The organism is Streptomyces tirandamycinicus (genome assembly GCF_003097515.1).
Taxonomy (GTDB): Bacteria; Actinomycetota; Actinomycetes; order Streptomycetales; family Streptomycetaceae; genus Streptomyces; species Streptomyces tirandamycinicus.
The window spans coordinates 3,877,533-3,898,251 of record NZ_CP029188.1; the positions used below are offsets into that span (position 1 = coordinate 3,877,533).

Sequence of the window (20,719 nt, forward strand, 5' to 3'; positions counted from 1 at the left end):
CAATTCGGTAGTCAAGTGTCCCACGGTGGAGCAACCTGTTTGTTCCACGGGACCCTGACCTGTGGACAACCGGCGCCTGCGGACGGCCGGGCTCCCGTGCATGGGCTCCCGTGCATCGGCCCGTGCCGGCGGACCGTTCGGGGCGGGACCCCGGACCGGCGGGCGTGCGCCTGTGGACAACCCGCGGGTGCGCTGTTCCGTCTGGGAGAATGGCAGACGCCGGCTTCGACAGACTCAAGCAATCAAGGACGTGCCGATCGTGGCTCAGAGCAGCACCGAGACCGACTGGGTCTCCCGTTTCGCGGACGATGTCATCGCCGAGTCGGAACGGCGTGCGCCCGGGAAACCGGTCGTGGTTGCGTCTGGCCTGTCTCCGTCCGGGCCCATCCACCTGGGCAATCTGCGTGAGGTGATGACCCCGCACCTGGTCGCGGACGAGATCCGCCGCCGCGGGTACGAGGTCCGCCACCTGATCTCCTGGGACGACTACGACCGCTACCGCAAGGTGCCCGCGGGCGTGGAGGGGGTGGACGGCGGCTGGGCCGAGCACATCGGCAAGCCGCTGACGTCGGTGCCGGCGCCCGCCGGCTCGCCGCACCCGAACTGGGCCGAGCACTTCAAGGCCGCGATGGTCGAGTCGCTCGCCGAGCTCGGTGTCGAGTACGACCCCATCAGCCAGACCGAGCAGTACACCTCGGGTGCCTACCGCGAGCAGATCCTGCACGCCATGCGCAACCGCGCCCGGATCGACGGCATCCTCGACCAGTACCGGACGAAGGCGAAGGCCCCGGCGAAGAAGCAGCAGCAGAAGCCGGTCGACGAGGCCGAGCTGGAGGCCGCCGAGGGCTCCGGCGCGGCGTCCGAGGACGACGGCAGCGGCGGTTCGGCCGGCTACTTCCCGTACAAGCCGTACTGCGGCAACTGCGAGAAGGACCTGACGACCGTCACGGAGTATCTCGACGCGACCACGGAGCTGACGTACTCGTGCGCGGCGTGCGGCTTCTCGGAGACGGTCCGGCTGAGCGAGTTCAACCGCGGCAAGCTGGTCTGGAAGGTCGACTGGCCGATGCGCTGGGCCTACGAGGGTGTGATCTTCGAGCCGAGCGGTGTCGACCACTCGTCCCCCGGTTCGTCGTTCGTCGTCGGCGGCCAGATCGTCCGCGAGATCTTCGACGGCGTCCAGCCGATCGGCCCGATGTACGCCTTCGTGGGCATCTCCGGCATGGCCAAGATGTCCTCGTCGCGCGGTGGCGTGCCGACCCCGGCCGACGCCTTGAAGATCATGGAGGCGCCCCTGCTGCGCTGGCTCTACGCCCGCCGCAAGCCCAACCAGTCCTTCAAGATCGCGTTCGACCAGGAGATCCAGCGCCTCTACGACGAGTGGGACAAGCTGGAGTCCAAGGTCGCGGAGGGCACCGTGCTCCCGGCCGACGCCGCCGCGTACGCCCGTGCGGCCCGCACCGCCGCGGGTGAGCTGCCGCGCACGCCGCGCCCGCTGCCGTACCGCACGCTCGCCTCCGTCGTCGACATCACCGCCGGCCACGACGAGCAGACACTGCGCATCCTCAGCGAGCTGGACCCGGCGAACCCGCTGTCCTCGCTCGACGAGGCCCGGCCCAGGCTGGACCGCGCGGAGAACTGGATCACCACCCAGGTCCCGGCCGACGCCCGCACGGTCGTGCGTTCCGAGCCGGACGCGGAGCTGCTCGGCTCACTCGGCGACGAGGCGCGCGAGTCGCTGCGGCTGCTGCTGGAGGGGCTCGACACCCACTGGTCGCTGGACGGCCTGACGACCCTGGTCTACGGAGTGCCGAAGGTGATGGCCGGCCTGGATCCGGATGCCAAGCCGACGCCGGAGCTGAAGGTCGCGCAGCGTTCGTTCTTCGCGCTGCTGTACCGGCTGCTGGTGAGCCGGGAGACGGGCCCGCGCCTGCCCACGCTGCTGCTGGCGGTCGGGGCGGACCGGGTGCGGAAGCTGCTGGCCGCCTGACCGGCCGGGGTCACCGGGAAGCTCCCGGCGCGACCGTTCGGCAGAAGGGCCCTCCGCCACGCCCGGGTTCCAGGAGTGGAACCGCCGCGTGGTGGAGGGCCCTGCCGTTCCGCCGCGTCGTCCGGACCGGACTCGGGAGCCGACCGGCAGCACCTGACTCGGAAACCGCGCGGTGGTACCGCGGCAGGACCCGAGCGGCAGTACCCGAGCGCCGTGCCGGGTTCGGGCGATGTGCCCGGCTCAGGCGATGTGCCCCGCTCGGGCGATGCGCCCGGCTCAGGCGATGTGCTCGGCCTCCATGTCCGCCTGGTAGCGGTTCTGGAACTGCTGGTTGAGCTTCCGCAGCAGGCTGGCGCTCCGCGGGTGGTGGATCCCGTGGACGTCGGTCAGGTGTATGTCGAGCTGGTCACTCGTGGGGTGGCTGCCGTGCTGGTCGGTGTACGCCTTGAACACCGGGTAGGCCAGCTCGGCGAACTCCTCGTCGTCCAGGGACGGGTCCTCCGCGGCCGCCGGTCCCTTCGGCTCGGGTTCGTACCGCGGAACGGCCTCCTGCGGCGGCCCCGCCACGTACTGCGGCCCTGCCTCGTACTGCGGCCCCGCCTCGTATTGCGAAACGGCTCCGTACCCGTCCGGCTGCCGCTCGCCGGTGTGCTCCGCCCCGGCGGTCCGGTGGGCGGTCTCGTCCCCGTGACCGGACCCGCGGCCGGGCTCCTGCTCATGGTCGCGCTCCTGCTCGGGCCCGGGTTCCCGGCCGCTGCGCGGACCGGGGATCACGCCGGGGCCGACCGGGCCGGCCGGGCGGACCGGACGCGGCTCCGGGCCCTCCTCGTACGCGGGGTCGTACGCGCCCGCGTACCCCTCCTGAGCGAGCTGGGGCGCGGAGAACCACGGGCTCTCGTGGACGACCGCCTGCTCCGGCTGCTCGAACCGCTCGTCAGGGTGCGGCTGCGGCCACTCCTGCTGACCGGGCCGCGCCGCCGGCAACTCGGCTGCGGCGGCCGCCGCCACGGACAGCTCCTCGGCACGGGCCGGGTCGGGGGGCAGCAGCATCGGCTCGATCCCGGCCGCGGCCAGCCCCGCGGGCGCGGTCTCCGCCAGTGGCACCCCGTACTTCGCCAGCCGCAGCGGCATCAGCGCCTCGACCGGGGCCTTGCGGCGCCACGCCCGCCCGAAGCGGGCCTGCAGCCGGGCCTGGTAGATCAGCCGGTCCTGCTCCAGCTTGATGACCTGCTCGTAGCTGCGCAGCTCCCACAGTTTCATCCGCCGCCACAGCCGGAACGTCGGCACCGGGGAGAGCAGCCAGCGGGTGAGGCGGACACCCTCCATGTGCTTGTCCGCGGTGATGTCCGCGATCCGGCCGACCGCGTGCCGGGCGGCCTCGACGGACACCACGAAGAGCACCGGGATGACGGCGTGCATCCCGACGCCGAGCGGGTCCGGCCAGGCGGCCGCGCCGTTGAAGGCGATCGTCGCCGCGGTGAGCAGCCAGGCCGTCTGGCGCAGCAGGGGGAAGGGAATGCGGATCCAGGTCAGCAGCAGGTCGAGCGCGAGCAGCACGCAGATGCCCGCGTCGATGCCTATGGGGAAGACCAGGGAGAAGCGGCCGAAGCCCTTCTGCTCGGCGAGTTCGCGCACCGCGGCGTACGACCCGGCGAAACCGATCGCGGCGATGATCACCGCTCCGGCGACCACCACGCCGATGAGTATGCGGTGCGTGCGTGTCAGCTGCATCGCGGCCACCCGCGATCCCCTCCCTCTTCTGTTCGTGGCGCCCGCGGCGCGGCCCAAGCCTGGCACATGAAGACGGAGTCGGGCCCTCCGGGGAGGGGCGGACTCCGGCCGGGCGCCGGGGTGCCGGGGCCCGGCCGGCGGATCGTGCGGGGTGCGGTCGCCGCAGCGGGAGTGAGATCGCCCAGGCCGGGGGGTCGGCGGTGGAGGTCGTCCCCGCCGTTTCAGCCGTCTCAGCCGCAGCGTTCGCCCGCGCGGGGATGTCGTGGGGCGGCGCCTCACCGGTGGCGCCTCTGCGGTGGCCCCCCGGCGTCGGTCCGCCGGGCCCGAGGGGTGCCCTCCTCCCGGCCGCCCGGCCGCGGACCTAGTTGGCCTTGGCGACGGAGGCGGTGGCCTCCTTGGCCGCCGTCACCGCGTCCTTCATCAGCTGCGACGGGTCCGGGTTCTCGGCGCCCGCGAAGCCCGTACCGTTGTAGCCGAGGGTCACCACGACATTGCCCGTGCGGGCCACGATCGTGGCGTAGCGGAAGTCCTCGCCGGACTTGGTGAGACCGTAGGCGATCGCGGTGGCCTCCTCGCCGACGCCCGCAGCGGGGGAGGACTTGACGTCCTTGGCCTTCTCCGTGGCCTTGACCGCGGCCACTTCCTTCTCATAGGCGTTCCTGGCGCGGTCCCCGCCGCTGCCGATGCCCGCTTCGGACGCGAAGCGCTGGAACGACACGTCGAGCCAGCGGTAGTTCGAGCCCTTGACGCCCTTGTCCTCCAGGCCGTTCCAGGAGCAGCTGCCGCGGGCGGCCGTGTCGTTGGAGGTGCCGGCGGTGCCGGCCTTGTTCTTCACCTTCGGCACCAGCTCCTCGACCGTCTTGGAGGTCAGTGCCTTGCAGGGGTCGGGCAGTTTGGCGTACTTCGCGGGCTCCACGGACACCGGCGACTGCTCGCCGCCGGGGGCGGTGGCCTCGGGCGAGGAGGACGAGCCGTCGGCCGGACCGGAGCCCTTGGCATCGGAGTCCGAAGAGCAGCCGGCGACGACGAGCATCACCGGGACGGCGGCGCAGGCGAGTATGCGGGTGAGTCGCGGGGCTGATCGGTGCATGGTTCCTTCAGTCGGTTGTCGTACGGTCCTCCGGAGTGCCGGACGCGGGTCCGGGCCTCCGGGTGGACGGTCCGGAGTTCCGGGCGGCCACGGTACGCCGACACGGTACGACGGCGGGGTCGCCCGACGGGACCGGGCGGCGAAGCGGCCCGCTCGCACCGGAGGCCCGGCCCCCGCGCTAGTCGTTGAACCGCTCGGCCAGCTTCAGGGCCAGTCCCTGGGCCTTTTCCTGCAGTTCCTTGCTGTCCGGGATCTCCGTCACCCGGGCGGGCTGCTCGCCGTACTCGACGGTCACGATCACATTGGATGTGCGGAACACCACGCTCACCGTGCGGTGCCGGGCGGTGGAACCGGTCCGGGTGAGGACGTCGTCGAGGAAGGCGGCGTCGCCGAGGCCGTCGAGGAGGCGCGGTTGCAGTCCCTCGGGGGAGCCGGGCGAGCCGGGCGTGCCGGAGGCGGCTCCGCCGGACGGGGCGGTGGTGCCCGGGGAGGGCTCGGCGCCGGTGGCGGGGGAGCCCGTCACCGGGGCGCCGGTACCGCTCCGGCCGCTCGCGGCGGGCGCCGGCAGCTCAGCCGCGTCCTGCTTCCTGGTGTACACCTCGAGGGCGCGCTGCTCGTCACTGACGTCCTGGTCGTAGGACACCACGCGTTCGACGTCGATGCGAAGGTGGTGCGAGGCGTCGGGGGCGTCGGCCTTCCAGCTGCAGCCGACGCGGCGGTCCGTGTCGTAGGTGACGGCGGCCGTACCGCGGAACACCTTCTCCTGCGGCTCCTCGGGCAGCTCGGCCGCGCCGGGGAGCAGGTCCCTGAGCATCGAGCGCTCGACGGCCCCGCAGGGCTCGTAGAGCGTGCGGTACTTGCCGGGAGCCGCGACGGGCCCGGCGGTCTCGCCGGCCTTGGCCTCGGTGGTGGCGCCGCCGTCGGCGGATCCGCCGGTGCAGCCGGTGACGAGCGCCGTGAGCAGCGCCGCGACGCCGGATGCGTACCCCTTTCGCCGCACGTTCCCAGGCTCCCTTCTCTGCCGTCCTGCGCATCCGGCCCGGGCCGGACCGGTCGCCGACCGGCCCGTGGCCGTCCGGTTTCGCCCGTGGCCGTCCGGTGGCGCCCGTGACCGCCCGGTTTCGCCCGTGGCCGCCCGGGGCGAAAACGTGTTGCCGCCCGATGCGTGCCGATGGACACAATGTCTATCGCACGCGGAGCAGTGAACGCCGGTTCGATGTCCCTTTCCTGGGCCCTGGCGATCCTTTTGCGTTATCTGACCATTCGGGGGAATCGAGAAGGTATGTCGTACGTGGAGGTGGCCGGCGCCAAGGTCCCGATCCGGATGTGGACGGACCCGGCCACGGTCGAGGACGGCGCCATGCAGCAGTTGCGGAACGTCGCGACACTGCCCTGGATCAAGGGGCTCGCCGTGATGCCGGACGTGCACTACGGCAAGGGTGCGACGGTCGGTTCGGTCATCGCGATGAGCGGCGCGGTGTGCCCGGCGGCGGTCGGTGTCGACATCGGCTGCGGGATGTCGGCCGTGAAGACCTCGCTCACCGCGAACGACCTGCCCGGTGATCTGTCCCGGCTCCGTTCCAGGATCGAGCGGGCGATCCCGGTCGGGCGCGGAATGCACGACGACCCGGTGGATCCCGGTCGGGTCTACGGATTCCCGTCGGCCGGGTTCGGCGGCTTCTGGGCGCGGTTCGACGGCGTCGCCGATCCGGTCAAGTTCCGCCGGGAGCGGGCGGCCAGGCAGATGGGGACGCTCGGCTCCGGGAACCACTTCATCGAGTTCTGCCTGGACGAGAGCGGTTCCGTCTGGCTGATGCTGCACTCCGGGTCCCGGAACATCGGCAAGGAACTCGCCGAGTACCACATCGGCGAGGCCCGGGGTCTGCCGCACAACCAGGGCCTGGTGGACCGCGATCTCGCGGTGTTCGTCTCGGACACCCCGCAGATGGCGGCCTACCGCAACGACCTCTTCTGGGCGCAGGAGTACGCCAGGTACAACCGCGCGATCATGATGGGGCTGTTCCAGGAGGTCGTCCGCAGGGAGTTCGTCAAGGCCAAGGTCACGTTCGACTCGGTCGTCTCCTGTGAGCAGCGGGATGCCGAGGGCGGGACGAGGACCGAGGAGTACCGCCCCGGCGTGATCAGCTGCCATCACAACTACGTCAGCGAGGAGCGGTACGAGGGGATGGACCTGCTGGTCACCCGCAAGGGAGCCATCAGCGCGGGCTCGGGGGAGTGGGGGATCATCCCCGGATCGATGGGTACGGAGTCGTACATCGTCCGCGGCCTGGGCAACCCGAAGTCGTTCAATTCCGCCTCGCACGGTGCCGGCCGCAGGATGAGCCGGAACGCGGCGAAGCGGAGGTTCTCGACAAGGGATCTCGAGGAGCAGACGCGGGGCGTCGAGTGCCGCAAGGACTCGGGCGTGGTGGACGAGATCCCGGCTGCCTACAAGCCGATCAGCCAGGTGATCGACCAGCAGAAGGACCTGGTGCAGGTCGTCGCCAAGCTCAAGCAGGTCATCTGCGTCAAGGGGTGACGCCCACGCCCCCGCGGCGGCCCGGTCCGGGCGCAGTACGTACGGGCCCGCGGCGGCCCGGTCCGTCCGGCCGGGCGGTCGGGCGTCAGCCCGTCCCGGTCTCCCCCGCGCCCGCGGCGGCGTCGAGGTTCTTGTGGATCGCGCGGGCCACCGCCTCGGTGGTCTCGACTCCGGCGGCCATCGTCCTGCTGCCGTGGGTGAGCACGGTGATGCTGTAGTCGTGGCCGCCGCCGAGGAAGGCGCCCAGGCCGTGCACCCGCCAGCCGTCCGTGTCACGCGACAGCCAGCCGTTCTTGACGTGCGGTGCCGCCGACCGCGGCGCGCCCGCCGGGGTGCCCCAGCGCTGTGCCGGCACGACCTCGTGCATCAGTCTGAGCGCGTAGGCGCGGGCGCGGTCGCTGAGCACGCCGTTCCTCGCGGTGATCAGGTCCAGCAGCTTCTGCTCGTCGGCGGCCGTGATCTGGGTCAGTCCCCAGTGGCCGTCGCTGCCCGGCACCGTCCGGGTCATGCCGGCCGCGGACAGGAAGCCGCCGACCTTCGCGGTGCCGAGCTGCTTCCACAACGCGGTCGTCGCCTTGTTGTCCGACTTCGTGATCATGGCGGTCGTGAGGTCGGCCTCACGCGCCGTGAGACGGCGGTCCTGCCTGTCCGCGTCCCACAGCAGCGCCGCGAGGACGGTGACCTTGACGGTGCTGGCGGAGTCGAAGCGCTGGTCCGCGCGCAGCTCGCACACCGTCTTCGTCGTACGGTCGTGCAGGGACACCGCGGTGAGGGCGGTCCGGCCCCTCAGCGCCGCCGTGATGTCCCGCTGGAGCTTCGCCGCCAGCCCGGCCTTATCCGAGCTGCACCTCACCTGCGGCGGCGCCGCGTGGGCGTCGGCCGCCGCGGTTCCCGCGACCACGGGAGCCACCGCGCCGACGACGAGCGCGGCGGCCAGACCACGCCGGCCCCTTCGTATATGCACCACCTGGCTCTGATCCTCCGCTTGTCGGTCGGTTTGTCCGAACCAGTGTTGGCGACGAGCGCGCGGGACGGGGTGTGATGTGCGCTACGGAGGAGCCGGGCGGAGAAGGCCGCGGCGGGCCCGAGTCGGCGGACCCGGCCCGGCTTCGGCCCGGGCCCGTACGGGTTCCGTCGCGGCCGGGGCGGGGCCGGGTGAACCGTCCCCGGCGGTGGCGGCACCGCCCGGGTGTGACAAAGGACATGCCCGCAGCCCGGCCCCCGGTCCCCCGTCCGGCCGTCTCTCACCGCCCGTCCCCCGTCCCCCGTCCCCCGTCCTCGCCTCTCGTCCACGAGGCGGCCGGGCGTCGCCCCGGCGCCGTCAGCCGGTCGCCGGGTGGAGCGTCGCCTCCCCCGTCACGCGGATACCCGTCCGCCCGCCGGGGCGGACCGGTACCGGGCCGGGGACGCGGATGCCGACCGGACCGTCCACGCCGTCGACGTCGACGGTGACCATGGCGTCGTGGCCGTAGAAGTGCACGTCGGTCACCGTGCCCCGGATGTCCGCCGCGGCCGGGTCGGTCAGCTGGATCTGCTCCGGCCGGAGCAGCACCCGGCCCTCGCGGAGCCCGCCCGGTGCGTCGGGTCCGCCCGCCAGGGCCACACGGCCCAGCGGGGTGTTCACGGTGCCGCCGTCGGCGGCGCCGCCGACGAGCACCGCGTCGCCGACGAACGCGGCCACCCAGGGGTCCGCGGGGCGGTGGTACAGGTCCTGCGGCGCGGCGCACTGCGCCACCCGGCCGTCCCGGACGACCGCGACGAGGTCCGCGGTGGAGAGCGCCTCCTGCTGGTCGTGGGTGACCAGGACCGCCGTGGCGCCGGTGGCCCGGAGCGCTGCGCGCACATCGGCCCGTACCCCCGCCCGCAGCGCGCTGTCGAGCGCGTTGAACGGCTCGTCGAGCAGTACCAGGTCGGGCTCGGGGGCCAGGGCGCGGGCGAGGGCGACGCGCTGCTGCTGCCCGCCGGAGAGCTCGTGCGGCATACGGTCGCCGTAGCCGTCGAGCCCGACGAGCCCGAGCATCTCGCCGACCCGCCGCCCGCGTGCGCCCCGGTCCAGCCCGGTCAGCCCGAAGGCGACGTTGCGGGCCACGCTGAGATGCGGGAACAGGGCGCCTTCCTGCGGCACGATGCCGATACGGCGGCGCTCCGGCGGCAGATGGACGCCGGGTCCGCCGAGGGCGCGTCCGCCGAGGGTGACGGTGCCCGCGTCGGCGTGCAGGAAGCCGGCGACGATGCGGAGCAGCGTGGTCTTTCCGCAGCCGGAGGGGCCGAGGACTGCGGCCAGCGAGCCTCCGGGGACGGTGAGGTCGAGGCCGTCGAGGACGGCGGCGCCGGGGCCGTACCCCTTGGTCAGTCCCCAGATCTGAAGGTCGGTCATGTGCGGTGCCTTCCGAGCAGGTAGGACGGGACGGCGGCGAGGAGGATCAGCGCGGCCGCGTACGGCGCCGCGGCGGCGAACGAGCCGGCTCCGGTCTCCGTCCACAGCCGGCTGGCCAGGGTGTCCATGCCGGTGGGCCGCAGCAGCAGGGTCGCGGGGAGCTCCTTCATGCACACCACGAAGACCAGGGCGGCTCCGGCGGCCACACCGGGGGCGGCGAGCGGCACGGTGACCTCGCGCAGCACCTTCAGCGGTGAGCGGCCGAGCGAGCGGGCGACGTCCTCCAGCACCGGCGGGGCCTGGAGGACCGCCGCCCGGGTGGCGGCCACCGCGACGGGCAGGAAGAGCACCGCGTAGGCGCAGACGAGCAGCGGCAGTTCCTGGTAGAGGGGGCGGGCGTAGCGGACGGCGAAGAACACCAGCGCCAGGGCGACGGTGATGCCGGGCAGGGCGTGCCCGGCGTACGCGGCCTGCTCCAGCAGGTGCGCCGCCCGGCCGCGGTGGCGGGCCGCGATCACGCCGACCGGCAGGGCCAGCGCGGTGGTGAGCGCCGCGCCCGCCGCGGCCACACCCAGCGTGGTGAGCGCGGTGTCGGTGAGCAGGGCGGGCTCCCAGGTCGCGGACGAGCCGACGGCCAGCCAGTAGCCGAGCACGCCCAGCGGGAAGCCCACGGCGGCGACGACGACGGCCCCGCACCAGGCGAGCGCGGGCAGCCGCAGCCGGCCGAGCGCGAGGGGCGTCGCCGGGCGTGCGGTGCCCCGGCCGGTCCGGGAGTGCCCGGCGCGGCCGCGGGTGCGGGCCTCCGCCGCCACCAGCGCCACGGTCATGACCACGAGTACGGCGCTGAGCGCCGCGGCGGGGGTGCGGTCGAAACTGGCCCGGTAGGAGGTGTAGATGCCGCGGGTGAAGGTGTCGTACCGCATCAGCGACACCGCGCCGAAGTCCGACAGCACGTAGAGCGCGACCAGCAGCCCGCCCCCGGCGGCGGCCGGCCGCAGCTGGGGGAGGACGACGCGCAGGAACGTGCGCACGGCGCCGTTCCCGAGCGAGCGCGACACCTCCTCCTGCGCGGGGTCGATCCCGCGCAGCGCGGCCGCGACGGGCAGGTACACGTACGGGAAGCTGACCAGCGTCATCGCGAGCGCGGCCCCGGTGAAGCCGACGAGCCGGGGCGCGGCGGACAGCCAGGTGAACGCCGCGACGTAGCTGGGCACGGCCAGCGGCAGGGTCACCAGCACCGACCAGACGCGGACGCCGGGCAGCGCCGTGCGCACGGTCAGCCAGGCCAGGGAGACGCCGAGCACCAGGCAGGCCGCGACAACGACGGCGGCGAGCCCGAGGCTGCGCAGCAGGAGCGCCCCGGTCCGCTCGTCGGCGATGACGTCCCAGGCGAAGGCGGGGCCGCGCTCCAGCGCCCGCACGGCCAGATAGCCGAGCGGCAGCAGGGCGAGCGCCCCGGCCAGGCAGGCGGTGAGGAGCAGCGGCCAGGGGGGCCGGGCCGCGGCGCGCCGACGCCCGGCAGACGCGGGGGCGGCGGCCGGGCGGGGGGCTGGTCGCTTCCGGACGGGTGAATCCGGTGTGGTCACCGTCAGACCATTCCGACGTCCTGGAGCATGGCCAGGGTCGCCTTCAGCGAGTCGAGCCGCCCCAGGTCGATCTGAGGTGGCTGGAGGGAGTCCAGCGGCGGGACGCCCTCGGCCTGCTCGACGCCCGCGGCGAGCGGGTACTCCTTGGTCTCCTCGGCGAAGTAGCGCTGCGACTCGGCGGACAGCAGGAAGTCGGCGGCCTTCTGGGCGTAGGCGCTCTGCTGCTTGTCGGCGCCCTTCAGCAGACCCACTCCGGCGACGTTCACCAGGCCGCCCGGGTCGCCGTTCGGGAGGTAGTGCACCTTGGCCCGGAGCTTGTCCGCGCCCTTCTCCGCCGCCTTCTCGTACCAGTAGTAGTGGTTGAGCAGGCCGAGGGACACCTCGCCGGAGTCGACGGCGTCGAGGACGTTGAGGTTGCTGTCGTAGGCCTTCGGGCTGTTCGCCTTCAGCCCCTTCAGCCAGGTGCGGGTGGCCTCGTCGCCCTCCAGGACGCGCATGCCGGTGACGAACGCCTGGAAGGAGGCGTTGGCCGGGGCGTAGCCGATCTTGCCCTTCCACTCGGGCTTCACCAGGTCGTGCACGCTGCCCGGGGGCGCGGTCACCTTCTCGGAGTTGTACGCGATGACCCGGACCCGCCCGCTGACGCCGACCCAGTCGCCGGCCGAGCTGCGGTAGTTCGGTGCGACCTTGTCGAGCGTCGCCGGCGGCAGCGGCGTGAGCCTGCCTTCCTTGGAGAGCGCGCCGAGGGCGCCCGCGTCCTGGGAGAGGAAGAGGCCGGCCTCGGTCTCGTCGCCCTCCTCGAGGAGCTGCGCCGAGAGTTCGGCGCTGCCGCCGTATCGGACGTCGACGGTGGTGCCGAGGTGCTCCTCGAGCTTCTCGATGAGCGGCGCCACGAGGTTCTCGTTCCTGCCGGAGTAGATGACGAGACCGGCGGGCTCGCCGCTGCAGCCGGCGACGGCGGGCAGGAACAGGGCCGTCGCGGCGAGAGCGGCGAGAGCGCGGGCCAACGGGCGTCGCATGAGGAGTGAAGGCCTTTCTGACGTGCTCACCACCGCCACGCGAGAGCGTGCCGCGTGGAGCGCGGGACCGGCGCCGGGAGTGGAACAACCGAACGGAGCATTAGTAAGGTAAACCTCACCTAAGAGTCAATAGTGCCATAGGTAACGGCTTGGACACGGGTGGCGAGGGTGGAGGCGATCACCGGGCGGCTGGATCTCTCCGCCCGTGCGGGCGGGGCCAGTTGGCGAACGGTTCGCCTTCCGCCGCCCCGGAGGGCCGACCCTCCTCTTCCCGATAAGGAAAGGCTTACCTACGATGCGCCCGTGACGCTCCACTCCGCACCACCCGCCAGTGGCCGAATGCTGCCTCTCGCCCACCGCCTCGCGACCCACGGTGACCGCACCGCCCTCATCACCGCGGACGGCGAGATCTCCTACCGCGAACTCGCCGCACGGGTCGCGGACACCGTCCTGCGCCTCGGCACCGAGCGGCGGCTCGTGCTGCTGCCCGGAGCCAACACCGCCGAGGCCCTGGTCGTGCATCTCGCCGCGCTCGCGGCGGGACATCCGGTGCTCCTCGTTCCGGGCGACCACCCCGAGGCGGTGGAGTCGCTGATCGCGGCGTACGACCCCGATGTCGTCGTACGGCCGGTCCCGGGGCGGTGGGAGTTCGAGGAGCGGCGCGCGGTCTCCGCCCACGACCTGCATCCGGATCTCGCCCTGCTGCTCAGTACGTCCGGCTCCACCGGTTCGCCGAAGCTGGTCCGCCTCTCGCACGAGAACCTCCAGGCGAACGCCGAGTCGATCGCCGCGTACCTCGGCATCCGCGACACCGACCGGGCCGCGACGACCCTTCCGCTGCACTACTGCTACGGGCTCTCCGTGGTCCACAGCCATCTGCTGCGCGGGGCGGGTCTCGTCCTCACCGGACTGTCGGTGGCGGACCCCTGCTTCTGGGACCTCTTCCGCCGTGCCCGCGGGACGTCCCTGGCGGGCGTCCCGTACACCTTCGACCTGCTCGACCGGGTCGGCTTCGCCGACATGGACCTGCCGCATCTGCGGTACGTCACCCAGGCCGGCGGCCGGCTGGCACCCGAGCGCGTGGCGCACTACGCCGAGCTGGGCGCGCGCCGCGGCTGGGACCTGTTCGTGATGTACGGCCAGACCGAGGCCACCGCCCGGATGGCCTATCTGCCGCCCGATCTGGCGGCCGCCCACCCGGCGGCGATCGGGGTGCCGATTCCCGGTGGCTCGTTCCGCATCGCACCGGTCGAGGACCACCCCGGGGCCGGAACGGGGGAGCTCGTGTACGCGGGGCCGAACGTCATGCTGGGCTACGCCCACGGCCCGGAGGACCTCGCGCTCGGCCGGACGGTGGACGAGCTGCGCACCGGCGACCTCGCGCGGCGCACCCCCGAGGGGCTCTACGAGATCGTGGGGCGCCGCAGCCGGTTCGTGAAGCTTCTGGGCCTGCGGATCGACCCCGAGCGGGTCGAGGCGATGCTCGCGGGGCACGGGATCGCCGCGCTGTGCACCGGCGACGACGAGGCACTCGCCATCGCGGCGACGGCCTCCGGCGGCCGGGGCGACGGCGCTGCCTCGGGTGCCTCGGGTGACTTGGGCGGCCCAGGTGGCTCCGGTGACTTCGGCGTCCCGGGCGGCTCCGGTGATGCCGGTGGCTCCGGGGGACCAGGCGGCTCCGGTGGTACAGGTGACCGCACCGGCTCCTGCGGCCCGGGTGCCTCCGGTGCCGCCGAGGAACGGCGGATACGGCGGCTGATCGCGGACGAGTGCGATCTGCCGGTGCGTGCCGTACGCGTCCGGGTCGTGGACGAGCTGCCCCGTCTGGCCACCGGCAAGGCCGACTACCCGGCCGTGCTCGCACTCACCCGCCCCGACGGCGGCGAAACACTGCCCGCGTCCTCCTCCGGCGGCGACGCCGCCGAGGACCTGTGCGCGCTCTACACACAGATCCTGGACCGCACGGACGTGACGCAGGACAGCACGTTCGTCGGCCTCGGCGGCGACTCGCTGTCGTACGTGGAGATGTCCATCCACCTCGAGGACCGGCTGGGCCGGCTGCCGGCCGACTGGCACACCACCCCGATCCGCGAGCTCGTGAGGCAGCCCGGGCAGAGACCGCCCTCGGGGCGTCCGCGCTCCCGAAGACGCAGACTGGAGACCGGTGTCGCCCTGCGCGCCGCGGCGATCGTCTGCGTCGTGGGCTCGCACATCGGCGTCTTCACGATCAGGGGCGGAGCCCATCTGCTGCTCGCCGTCGCCGGGTACAACTTCGCCCGCTTCCACCTCACGGACGCCGCACGGCGCGAACGCGTCGGCCGCGTCGGGCGCAGCATCGCCCGTATCGCCCTGCCGAGCATGGCCTGGATCGGATTCGCGCTCCTCGTCAGCGACGACTACACGCTGTCCAACCTGTTCCTGCTGCACAACGCCCTGAGGCCGCAGGACATGGGGCCGGGCATCCATACCTGGTTCATCGAGGCCCTCGTCTACATCCTCGTCGCGGTCGTCGCCGTACTGTGCCTGCCCTTCGCGGACCGCGCGGAACGCCGCTTCCCGTTCGCCCTCCCCGTGCTGCTCACCGGGCTCGGCCTGCTCACCCGCTACGACCTCGTCGGCCTCCCGCACCGTTCGCAGATGACGGACGCGGTGACCGTCTTCTGGCTGTTCGCGCTCGGCTGGGCGGCGGCGAAGTCCCGGACGGTGACGCAGCGGCTGCTGGTGACCATGGCCGCCGTCGCGACCGTGCCGGGGTTCTTCCCCGGCGAGCCCTGGCGCGAGGCGGTCGTGGTCGCCGGGTTCGCGCTGCTGGTGTGGCTGCCGACACTGCCCAGCCGGGAGCGTGTCAACCAGGTGGCCGGGCTGGTGGCGACCGGCTCGATGTACATCTACCTGACGCACTGGCAGATCTACCCGCTCGTGGACGGCTTCTCGAAGCATCTGGCGCTGGCGGCTTCGCTCGTCTTCGGCATCGCCTACTCGATCGCGGTGACGCGCCTGATGCGGGGGCTGCCGCTGGTGCCCGCGGGCACGTCGCCGTCCCAGCTGAAGTCCTTGTCCTTCCTGTCGTCGCTGGCCTTCGCACAGGCTCCGGGCTCCGCGCCGTCCACCCGCCCGTCGCGGTTCGCGGGCCTCTTCGGCCTCCGCGGCCGGCGTTAGCCGCCCGGCCTCCTGACCGGAGAACCGGAGAACCGGAGAACCGGAGAAGGCGCGGCGCGGAACGAGGCCGTGCCCGCGGAACCGGCGGCCTGACCGGTGGTCAGGCTGGTCCGGCGGCCGGCGGCCGGCGGGCGGCGGGCGGCGTCGCGGGCCGGGCGGAGCGCCGCCCGGGCGGGCTGCCGCCGGACGGGGCGGTTCAGCGCTCCCGGTGGACCTTGGTGTTCGACGCCTGGGCCCGGGGGCGGACGACCAGCAGATCGATGTTGACGTGGGCCGGGCGGGTGACCGCCCAGGTCACGGTGTCGGCGACGTCCTCGGCGGTGAGCGGTTGGGCCACTCCCTCGTAGACCTTGGCGGCCTTCTCGGCGTCGCCCCGGAACCGTGTGGTCGCGAATCCCTCCGTCTTCACCATGCCGGGGGCGATCTCGATCACGCGGACCGGGGTGCCGACGATTTCCAGGCGGAGGGTCTCGGCGAGGACGTGTTCCCCGTGCTTCGCGGCGACATAGCCCGCGCCGCCCTCGTAGGTGGCGTGGCCCGCGGTGGACGAGAGGACCACCACGGTGCCGTCACCGCTGGCGGTGAGCGCGGGGAGCAGGGCCTGCGTGACATTCAGCGTGCCGATGACGTTGACCTCGAACATCTGCCGCCAGTCCGCCGGGTCGCCGGTCGCGACCGGGTCGGCGCCGAGGGCCCCGCCCGCATTGTTGACCAGGACCTGCACGGGGCCGGAGCCGTCGAGGGAAGCCGCGAGGGCGTCCACGGCGGCGCGGTCGGTGACGTCGAGCGCGTGGGCCGTGGCCCGGTGCCCGGCCTCCGTCAGCTCGGCGGCGATGGTTTCGACCCTCTCCTTGCGCCGGGCGGTGAGGACCACGTGGTAGCCGGCCGCGGCGAGACTCCGCGCGGTGGCGGCGCCGATTCCGCTGCTCGCTCCGGTGACGACGGCAATGGGCGTGGCGGTCATGGCGGCTCCCGGGTCAACTGATCGTTACCACCCGCCAGGATAGGCAGAGGGTCAGCGGCCGCGCGGCGCGTACATGATCACCGCCATGCCCGCCAGGCAGACCAGGGCACCCAGGACGTCCCAGCGGTCGGGACGGTAGCCGTCGGCGACCATGCCCCAGGCGATCGAACCCGCGACGAACACCCCGCCGTAGGCCGCAAGGACCCGTCCGAAGTCGTCCTGCGGCTGGAACGTGGCCACGAACCCGTATGCCCCCAGGGCGAGAACGCCCGCGCCGATCCAGATCCACCCCCGGTGCTCCCGCACTCCCTGCCAGACCAGCCAGGCGCCGCCGATCTCGCAGAAGGCGGCGACGGCGAACAGGAGCACGGAGCGGGCGACGACCATGGGGGCAGCTTGGCACGACCGGCCCCGGTGACCGGGACAGGGGGTCGCGTCCGCACCCGGTCGGTGGCGTGCCGCGCGCCCGCACCCCGTGATCCGTGCTCAGTCCCGTGCCCATGCGATGTATCCGTCCGGGCGGATCAGGAGCGCCGTGCGGTTCGGGTCGCGCCAGTGGGCCCTGGCGACGGGTCCGGGTGCCGCCGGCGGGGCCGTGTCGGCGCCGTCCGGTGCCACCAGGACGAACTCGCCGCCGCGCAGCAGCTCGTAGAGCCGGCCCTCCCGGAGGGAGAGGTCGGGGGCGCGCCTGCCGGTCAGCCGGTGGGTGCCGCGCGGGGCCTCGTAGGAGACGCCTATGCCCGAGATCATGCCCATCGCCCTGTCCGCCGCGGGCCGGACCGCGTTGAGGAAGCTCGTCGCCAGGGCGCGGGAGAGGCGCTGGAGCGGTGTGTGCGCCATGGCGAGACGCACGATCGCGCCGCTGCTGCGTACCACCAGGGCGCCGACCGGGTGCCGCTCGGAGTGGTAGGTGTCGAGGAGTCCTTCCGGGTCCGGGGCGTGGTCCCGCAGCACGGCGGCGAGCTTCCAGGATAGGTTCGCCGCGTCCTGAAGACCGGTGTTCATGCCCTGGCCGCCGGCGGGGGAGTGCACATGCGCCGCGTCTCCGGCGAGGAAGACCCGGCCCCGGCGGTACTCGGGGACCTGGCGCTCGTCGCTGTGGAAGCGGGAGATCCACCGGGCGTCCCGCATGCCGTAGTCGGTACCGAGCGCCTCGCGGGCGATCTCGCGCACCTCGTCCAGCTCGACCGGCCGGTCCTCGGGCCGGGTCCGGTCGCGCCTCCAGCCCATCACCCGGTACCAGCCGTCGCCGAAGGGGGCGATGAAGGCGAAGGCCCGGCCGGTGCCGTTGACCGCGAGCAGGCTCTCCGGCTCCTCGGAGAGCCGCACGTCCGCGAGCAGGATCGAGCGGATGGCCGAGACGCCGGGGAAGGGCAGGCCGAGCGACCGCCGGACCGCACTGCGCATGCCGTCCGTGCCGACGAGGTAGCGCGAGTGCAGCGTCGCGTCGGTGCCGTGCTCGTCGCGGAGTTCGGCGGTGACCGACTCGGCGTCCTGGCGCAGTCCGCGCAGCTCGGTGCCGTACCGGAAGGTGGCCCCGGCGGCGCGCGCACGGCGTTCCAGCAGCCGCTCGACCTCGTACTGCGGGGCTATCAGCAGATACGGGAAACGGGAGCCCAGTCGGGACAGGTCGAGGGAGAGCCGGCGGAACAGGCGCAGGCCCGTGATGGGCGTGCCCTTCGCCACCAGTTGGTCCGCCAGGTCCCGGGCGTCCAGGAGCTCCAGTGTGCGCGCGTGCACCCCGAAGGCCCGGGTCAGATTGCTCCTCTCGGGCGCCCGCCGCTCGACGACCGTGACGCGGACGCCCACTGCCGCGAGGTCGCCCGCGAGCAGGAGCCCGGTGGGCCCCGCGCCCACGACCGTCACCTCCGTCTCCGCGGAGCTCCGGGCGGAGGTGGGGGCGGGGGCGGGGGATGCGCCCGTGGCGGTGGTGGTGCTCCGGGCTGCGGTCTCCTCGGTCATGGCGGTGCCTCCTGTCGGTGGTCGGGCGCCGGGAAGCCGGTGTCCTCCGGTGGGCAACGGCGCGGCGCAGGAAAGTCAACGAGCGTTTGCCAACGCTTGTAGGCAACGCTAGACCCCGGTGCGCTGGCGTGTCAACGACCGTTGGCCTACATTTGTTGACGTGACTCCGGAACCACCTCCCGCCCCGCGCCGCTCCGACGCCACCCGCGCCGCGATCCTCGAAGCCGCCCGGGAGCGCTTCGCCGCGGACGGGTACGAACGCGCCACCATCCGCGCCATCGCCAGGGACGCGGGGATCGATCCGTCGATGGTGATGCGGTACTACGGCAACAAGGAGGGCCTGTTCGCCGCGGCCTCCGAGATCGACCTGCGGCTTCCCGCGCTGGGGGCGATGCCCGGACGGCACATCGGCGCCGTGCTCGTCTCCCACTTCCTCGACCGGTGGGAGCACGACGAGACGCTGACGGCGATGCTCCGGGTCGGGGTCACCAACGACACCGGGGCCGAGCGCATGGCGGAGGTGTTCCGGGGGCAGCTGCTGCCCATCGCCGCCGGGGTGTGCCCCGTGCAGGAAGAGGTACCGCGCCGGGCCGCGCTCGCCGCCTCCCAGATCCTGGGAATGGCTCTCGCCCGCTATGTGCTGCGGATCCAGCCCGCCGTCGACATGACCCGGGAGGAGGTGATCGCCTGGCTCGCCCCGACGGTCCAGCGGTATCTCACCGCCGCGGCCCCGTGACAGCGGCGCGGGACGGCACGTCCGCGACGCCCCTCGTCCGCCGTCCGCGACGGCGCGGCCCTCAGCCCACCGGGCTGCCGAACTCGCGCAGCGCCCCCTCGACGATCGCCTGCAGCCGGGCGTGGTGGGCACCGCGCCAGTAGACCCGCTCACAGGCCGTGCACTGCGCGAACACGTCGTACGACCGCTGCGTGCCCTGCTCCAGGTGGTGCTCCACCGCCGCCTTGTCCGTGTCCGCGAGCCGGCCGTTGCAGGCCGTGCAGCGGGTCCACGGATCGAGAGCGGGCGCGAACCGCTGCAGCACGTCACGGAGCTGGTCGTCGGGGCGGTCGCTGTAGACGTACGCCCCCGCCCACAGCTCCCGGCGGCGCAGCAGACCCCGGTCCCGGGACAGCATCACGCGCCGCTCGCGGGCGGAGAGCGCGGCCAGTGCGGAGTCGCCGAGGTCCTCGCTCTCGTACGCGGCGTCGACGCCCAGCAGCCGCAGCCGCCGGGCCAGGGTGCCCAGATGGACGTCCAGGAGGAACCGGAGGGGGGCGCCGGGCACCCGCTGCGGGCGCTCGACGCCCATGACCCGGACGTGCTCGCCCTCCGAGGGGACGTAGCTGGTCTCGACGCGGCTGCCGTCCACCAGCAGCCGCCCCGCCTCGGTGAGCGGGACCCCGAGCGACTCCACCACGTGCCCGAGGCTCGACGAGCCGTCCGTGACGAGCGAGGTCCGCTGCGCCCTCCGCTCCGCCGGGACGAAGAGCCGCAGCTCGGGGGCGAAGCTGATGTGGATCTCCGGTCCGTTCACGCCGCCAGCATGCCATCGGGGGGCGGCCCCAGCCAGCGGTTTCGGCCGGGCTCGGAGCGTTGGGTGCCGCGGACGCGTGACCGCCCTACGGGGACGCTCAGCCCCACCCGGACGCTCGGCCCCCCAGACCATCAGCCTCCGGACGCTCACCGCCCTGACGGACGGCCGCAGCTCCGGAAGCGGTCACTGCTGCTCCGGGTCCCAACCGTCCCCGCCCGCCTCCGGCCCGCCGAGGTCGAGACGCCAGTCGTTGCTGCGCAGCGGTGTACCCGGCGGGTACTCGAAGTCGCACTGCCCCATCAGCGAGAAGCCCGCCTTGCGGCACACCACGTTCGACGGAACGTTGTCGACGGACGGGAACGCGTGCAGATGGCGGTGCCCGCGCGCCGCACGGGCCTCCTCGACGACGGCCAGCGTCGCCGCCGTCGCGGCCCCCCGCCCCTGGAAGCCGGGCAGGATGGCCCACCCCGTCTCGTAGACCTCGCCGCCGCGCCAGCTCTTCCGCCAGAACCCGATCGAACCCACCGGCTCCCCGCCGGCCGTCTGCACCACCCGGTACATCCGCCCCGCCCCGGACCGGTCCGTGCTCAGAGCCACATAGCGCCGGTGCCGCTCGGCCAGCTTGCCCTCCGGCTCGGGGCCCCCGAGGTGCTCCGTCATCTCCGGTGCGTTCAAGGCCCGGAGCAGCTCGAAGTCGCCCTCCGACCACGGCTCGATCCGCACCACCGGTGTCGTGTCGTCCATGCCCCGCACGGTACGCGGCCGCACCG

At 73.3% G+C, this 20,719-nt stretch carries 16 protein-coding genes; 4 read left to right on the top strand and 12 right to left on the bottom strand.

The window, feature by feature from the left end; translation table 11 throughout:
* Window positions 1-250 precede the first annotated feature (250 nt).
* Window positions 251-1,990, top strand: coding sequence for a lysine--tRNA ligase (gene lysS / locus DDW44_RS17200; RefSeq protein ID WP_017948672.1), 1,740 nt, complete (start codon window positions 251-253; stop codon window positions 1,988-1,990).
* 276 nt (window positions 1,991-2,266) lie between these two features.
* On the opposite strand, the gene DDW44_RS17205 is transcribed toward lysS, so the two are convergent.
* From DDW44_RS17205 to DDW44_RS17215, 3 genes are all read right to left on the bottom strand, one after another.
* Entirely contained in the window at window positions 2,267-3,730 is a 1,464-nt protein-coding gene (locus DDW44_RS17205; RefSeq protein ID WP_108906991.1) for a DUF2637 domain-containing protein, read from the bottom strand.
* A 352-nt stretch (window positions 3,731-4,082) separates the two neighbouring features.
* On the bottom strand, window positions 4,083-4,811 hold the full coding sequence (locus tag DDW44_RS17210) for a DUF3558 family protein (protein WP_027731928.1): 729 nt from the start codon (window positions 4,809-4,811) through the stop codon (window positions 4,083-4,085).
* A 178-nt stretch (window positions 4,812-4,989) separates the two neighbouring features.
* Window positions 4,990-5,811 (bottom strand): hypothetical protein, encoded by an 822-nt coding sequence (locus tag DDW44_RS17215; protein WP_017948675.1) that lies wholly within the window; start codon window positions 5,809-5,811, stop codon window positions 4,990-4,992.
* 282 nt (window positions 5,812-6,093) lie between these two features.
* On the opposite strand from DDW44_RS17215, the gene DDW44_RS17220 reads away from it, so the two are divergent.
* Complete coding sequence (locus DDW44_RS17220; RefSeq protein WP_108906992.1) at window positions 6,094-7,350, top strand: RtcB family protein; 1,257 nt, start codon at window positions 6,094-6,096, stop codon at window positions 7,348-7,350.
* A gap of 85 nt (window positions 7,351-7,435) precedes the next feature.
* Here DDW44_RS17220 and DDW44_RS17225 read toward each other — a convergent pair whose 3' ends face one another.
* The 4 genes from DDW44_RS17225 to DDW44_RS17240 form a co-directional block, all read right to left on the bottom strand.
* Window positions 7,436-8,317 carry a serine hydrolase gene (locus DDW44_RS17225; RefSeq protein WP_108906993.1) on the bottom strand — a complete coding sequence of 294 codons (882 nt, stop codon included), beginning with the start codon at window positions 8,315-8,317 and terminating at the stop codon, window positions 7,436-7,438.
* Window positions 8,318-8,671: 354 nt separating this feature from the next.
* Window positions 8,672-9,727, bottom strand: a complete 1,056-nt coding sequence (locus tag DDW44_RS17230; RefSeq protein WP_108906994.1) for an ABC transporter ATP-binding protein — start codon at window positions 9,725-9,727, stop codon at window positions 8,672-8,674.
* Window positions 9,724-11,313 carry an ABC transporter permease gene (locus tag DDW44_RS17235; protein ID WP_108906995.1) on the bottom strand — a complete coding sequence of 530 codons (1,590 nt, stop codon included), beginning with the start codon at window positions 11,311-11,313 and terminating at the stop codon, window positions 9,724-9,726. Before DDW44_RS17235 ends, DDW44_RS17230 begins: the two co-directional genes overlap by 4 nt.
* Window positions 11,314-11,315: 2 nt before the next feature.
* Window positions 11,316-12,332, bottom strand: coding sequence for an iron ABC transporter substrate-binding protein (locus tag DDW44_RS17240; RefSeq protein ID WP_108906996.1), 1,017 nt, complete (start codon window positions 12,330-12,332; stop codon window positions 11,316-11,318).
* Window positions 12,333-12,635: 303 nt separating this feature from the next.
* Between DDW44_RS17240 and DDW44_RS17245 the strand changes: the two genes are divergently transcribed.
* The gene (locus DDW44_RS17245) at window positions 12,636-15,491 is read left to right on the top strand and encodes an AMP-binding protein (protein ID WP_108906997.1); all 2,856 of its coding nucleotides are present in this window, start codon (window positions 12,636-12,638) and stop codon (window positions 15,489-15,491) included.
* Window positions 15,492-15,687: 196 nt separating this feature from the next.
* Here DDW44_RS17245 and DDW44_RS17250 read toward each other — a convergent pair whose 3' ends face one another.
* The 3 genes from DDW44_RS17250 to DDW44_RS17260 form a co-directional block, all read right to left on the bottom strand.
* Complete coding sequence (locus DDW44_RS17250; RefSeq protein ID WP_108906998.1) at window positions 15,688-16,455, bottom strand: SDR family NAD(P)-dependent oxidoreductase; 768 nt, start codon at window positions 16,453-16,455, stop codon at window positions 15,688-15,690.
* A gap of 51 nt (window positions 16,456-16,506) precedes the next feature.
* Window positions 16,507-16,842 carry a YnfA family protein gene (locus tag DDW44_RS17255; protein WP_108906999.1) on the bottom strand — a complete coding sequence of 112 codons (336 nt, stop codon included), beginning with the start codon at window positions 16,840-16,842 and terminating at the stop codon, window positions 16,507-16,509.
* Window positions 16,843-16,941: 99 nt separating this feature from the next.
* A complete protein-coding gene (locus tag DDW44_RS17260) occupies window positions 16,942-18,417 on the bottom strand; it encodes an FAD-dependent monooxygenase (protein WP_108907000.1) in 1,476 nt (491 codons plus the stop codon).
* 160 nt (window positions 18,418-18,577) lie between these two features.
* Between DDW44_RS17260 and DDW44_RS17265 the strand changes: the two genes are divergently transcribed.
* Window positions 18,578-19,153, top strand: coding sequence for a TetR/AcrR family transcriptional regulator (locus tag DDW44_RS17265; protein WP_017948685.1), 576 nt, complete (start codon window positions 18,578-18,580; stop codon window positions 19,151-19,153).
* Between the two features lie 61 nt (window positions 19,154-19,214).
* Here DDW44_RS17265 and DDW44_RS17270 read toward each other — a convergent pair whose 3' ends face one another.
* Together DDW44_RS17270 and DDW44_RS17275 are read right to left on the bottom strand one after the other, a co-directional pair.
* Entirely contained in the window at window positions 19,215-19,949 is a 735-nt protein-coding gene (locus DDW44_RS17270) for a Mut7-C RNAse domain-containing protein (protein WP_018889423.1), read from the bottom strand.
* 183 nt (window positions 19,950-20,132) lie between these two features.
* Entirely contained in the window at window positions 20,133-20,693 is a 561-nt protein-coding gene (locus tag DDW44_RS17275) for a GNAT family N-acetyltransferase (RefSeq protein ID WP_018889422.1), read from the bottom strand.
* Window positions 20,694-20,719 lie beyond the last annotated feature (26 nt).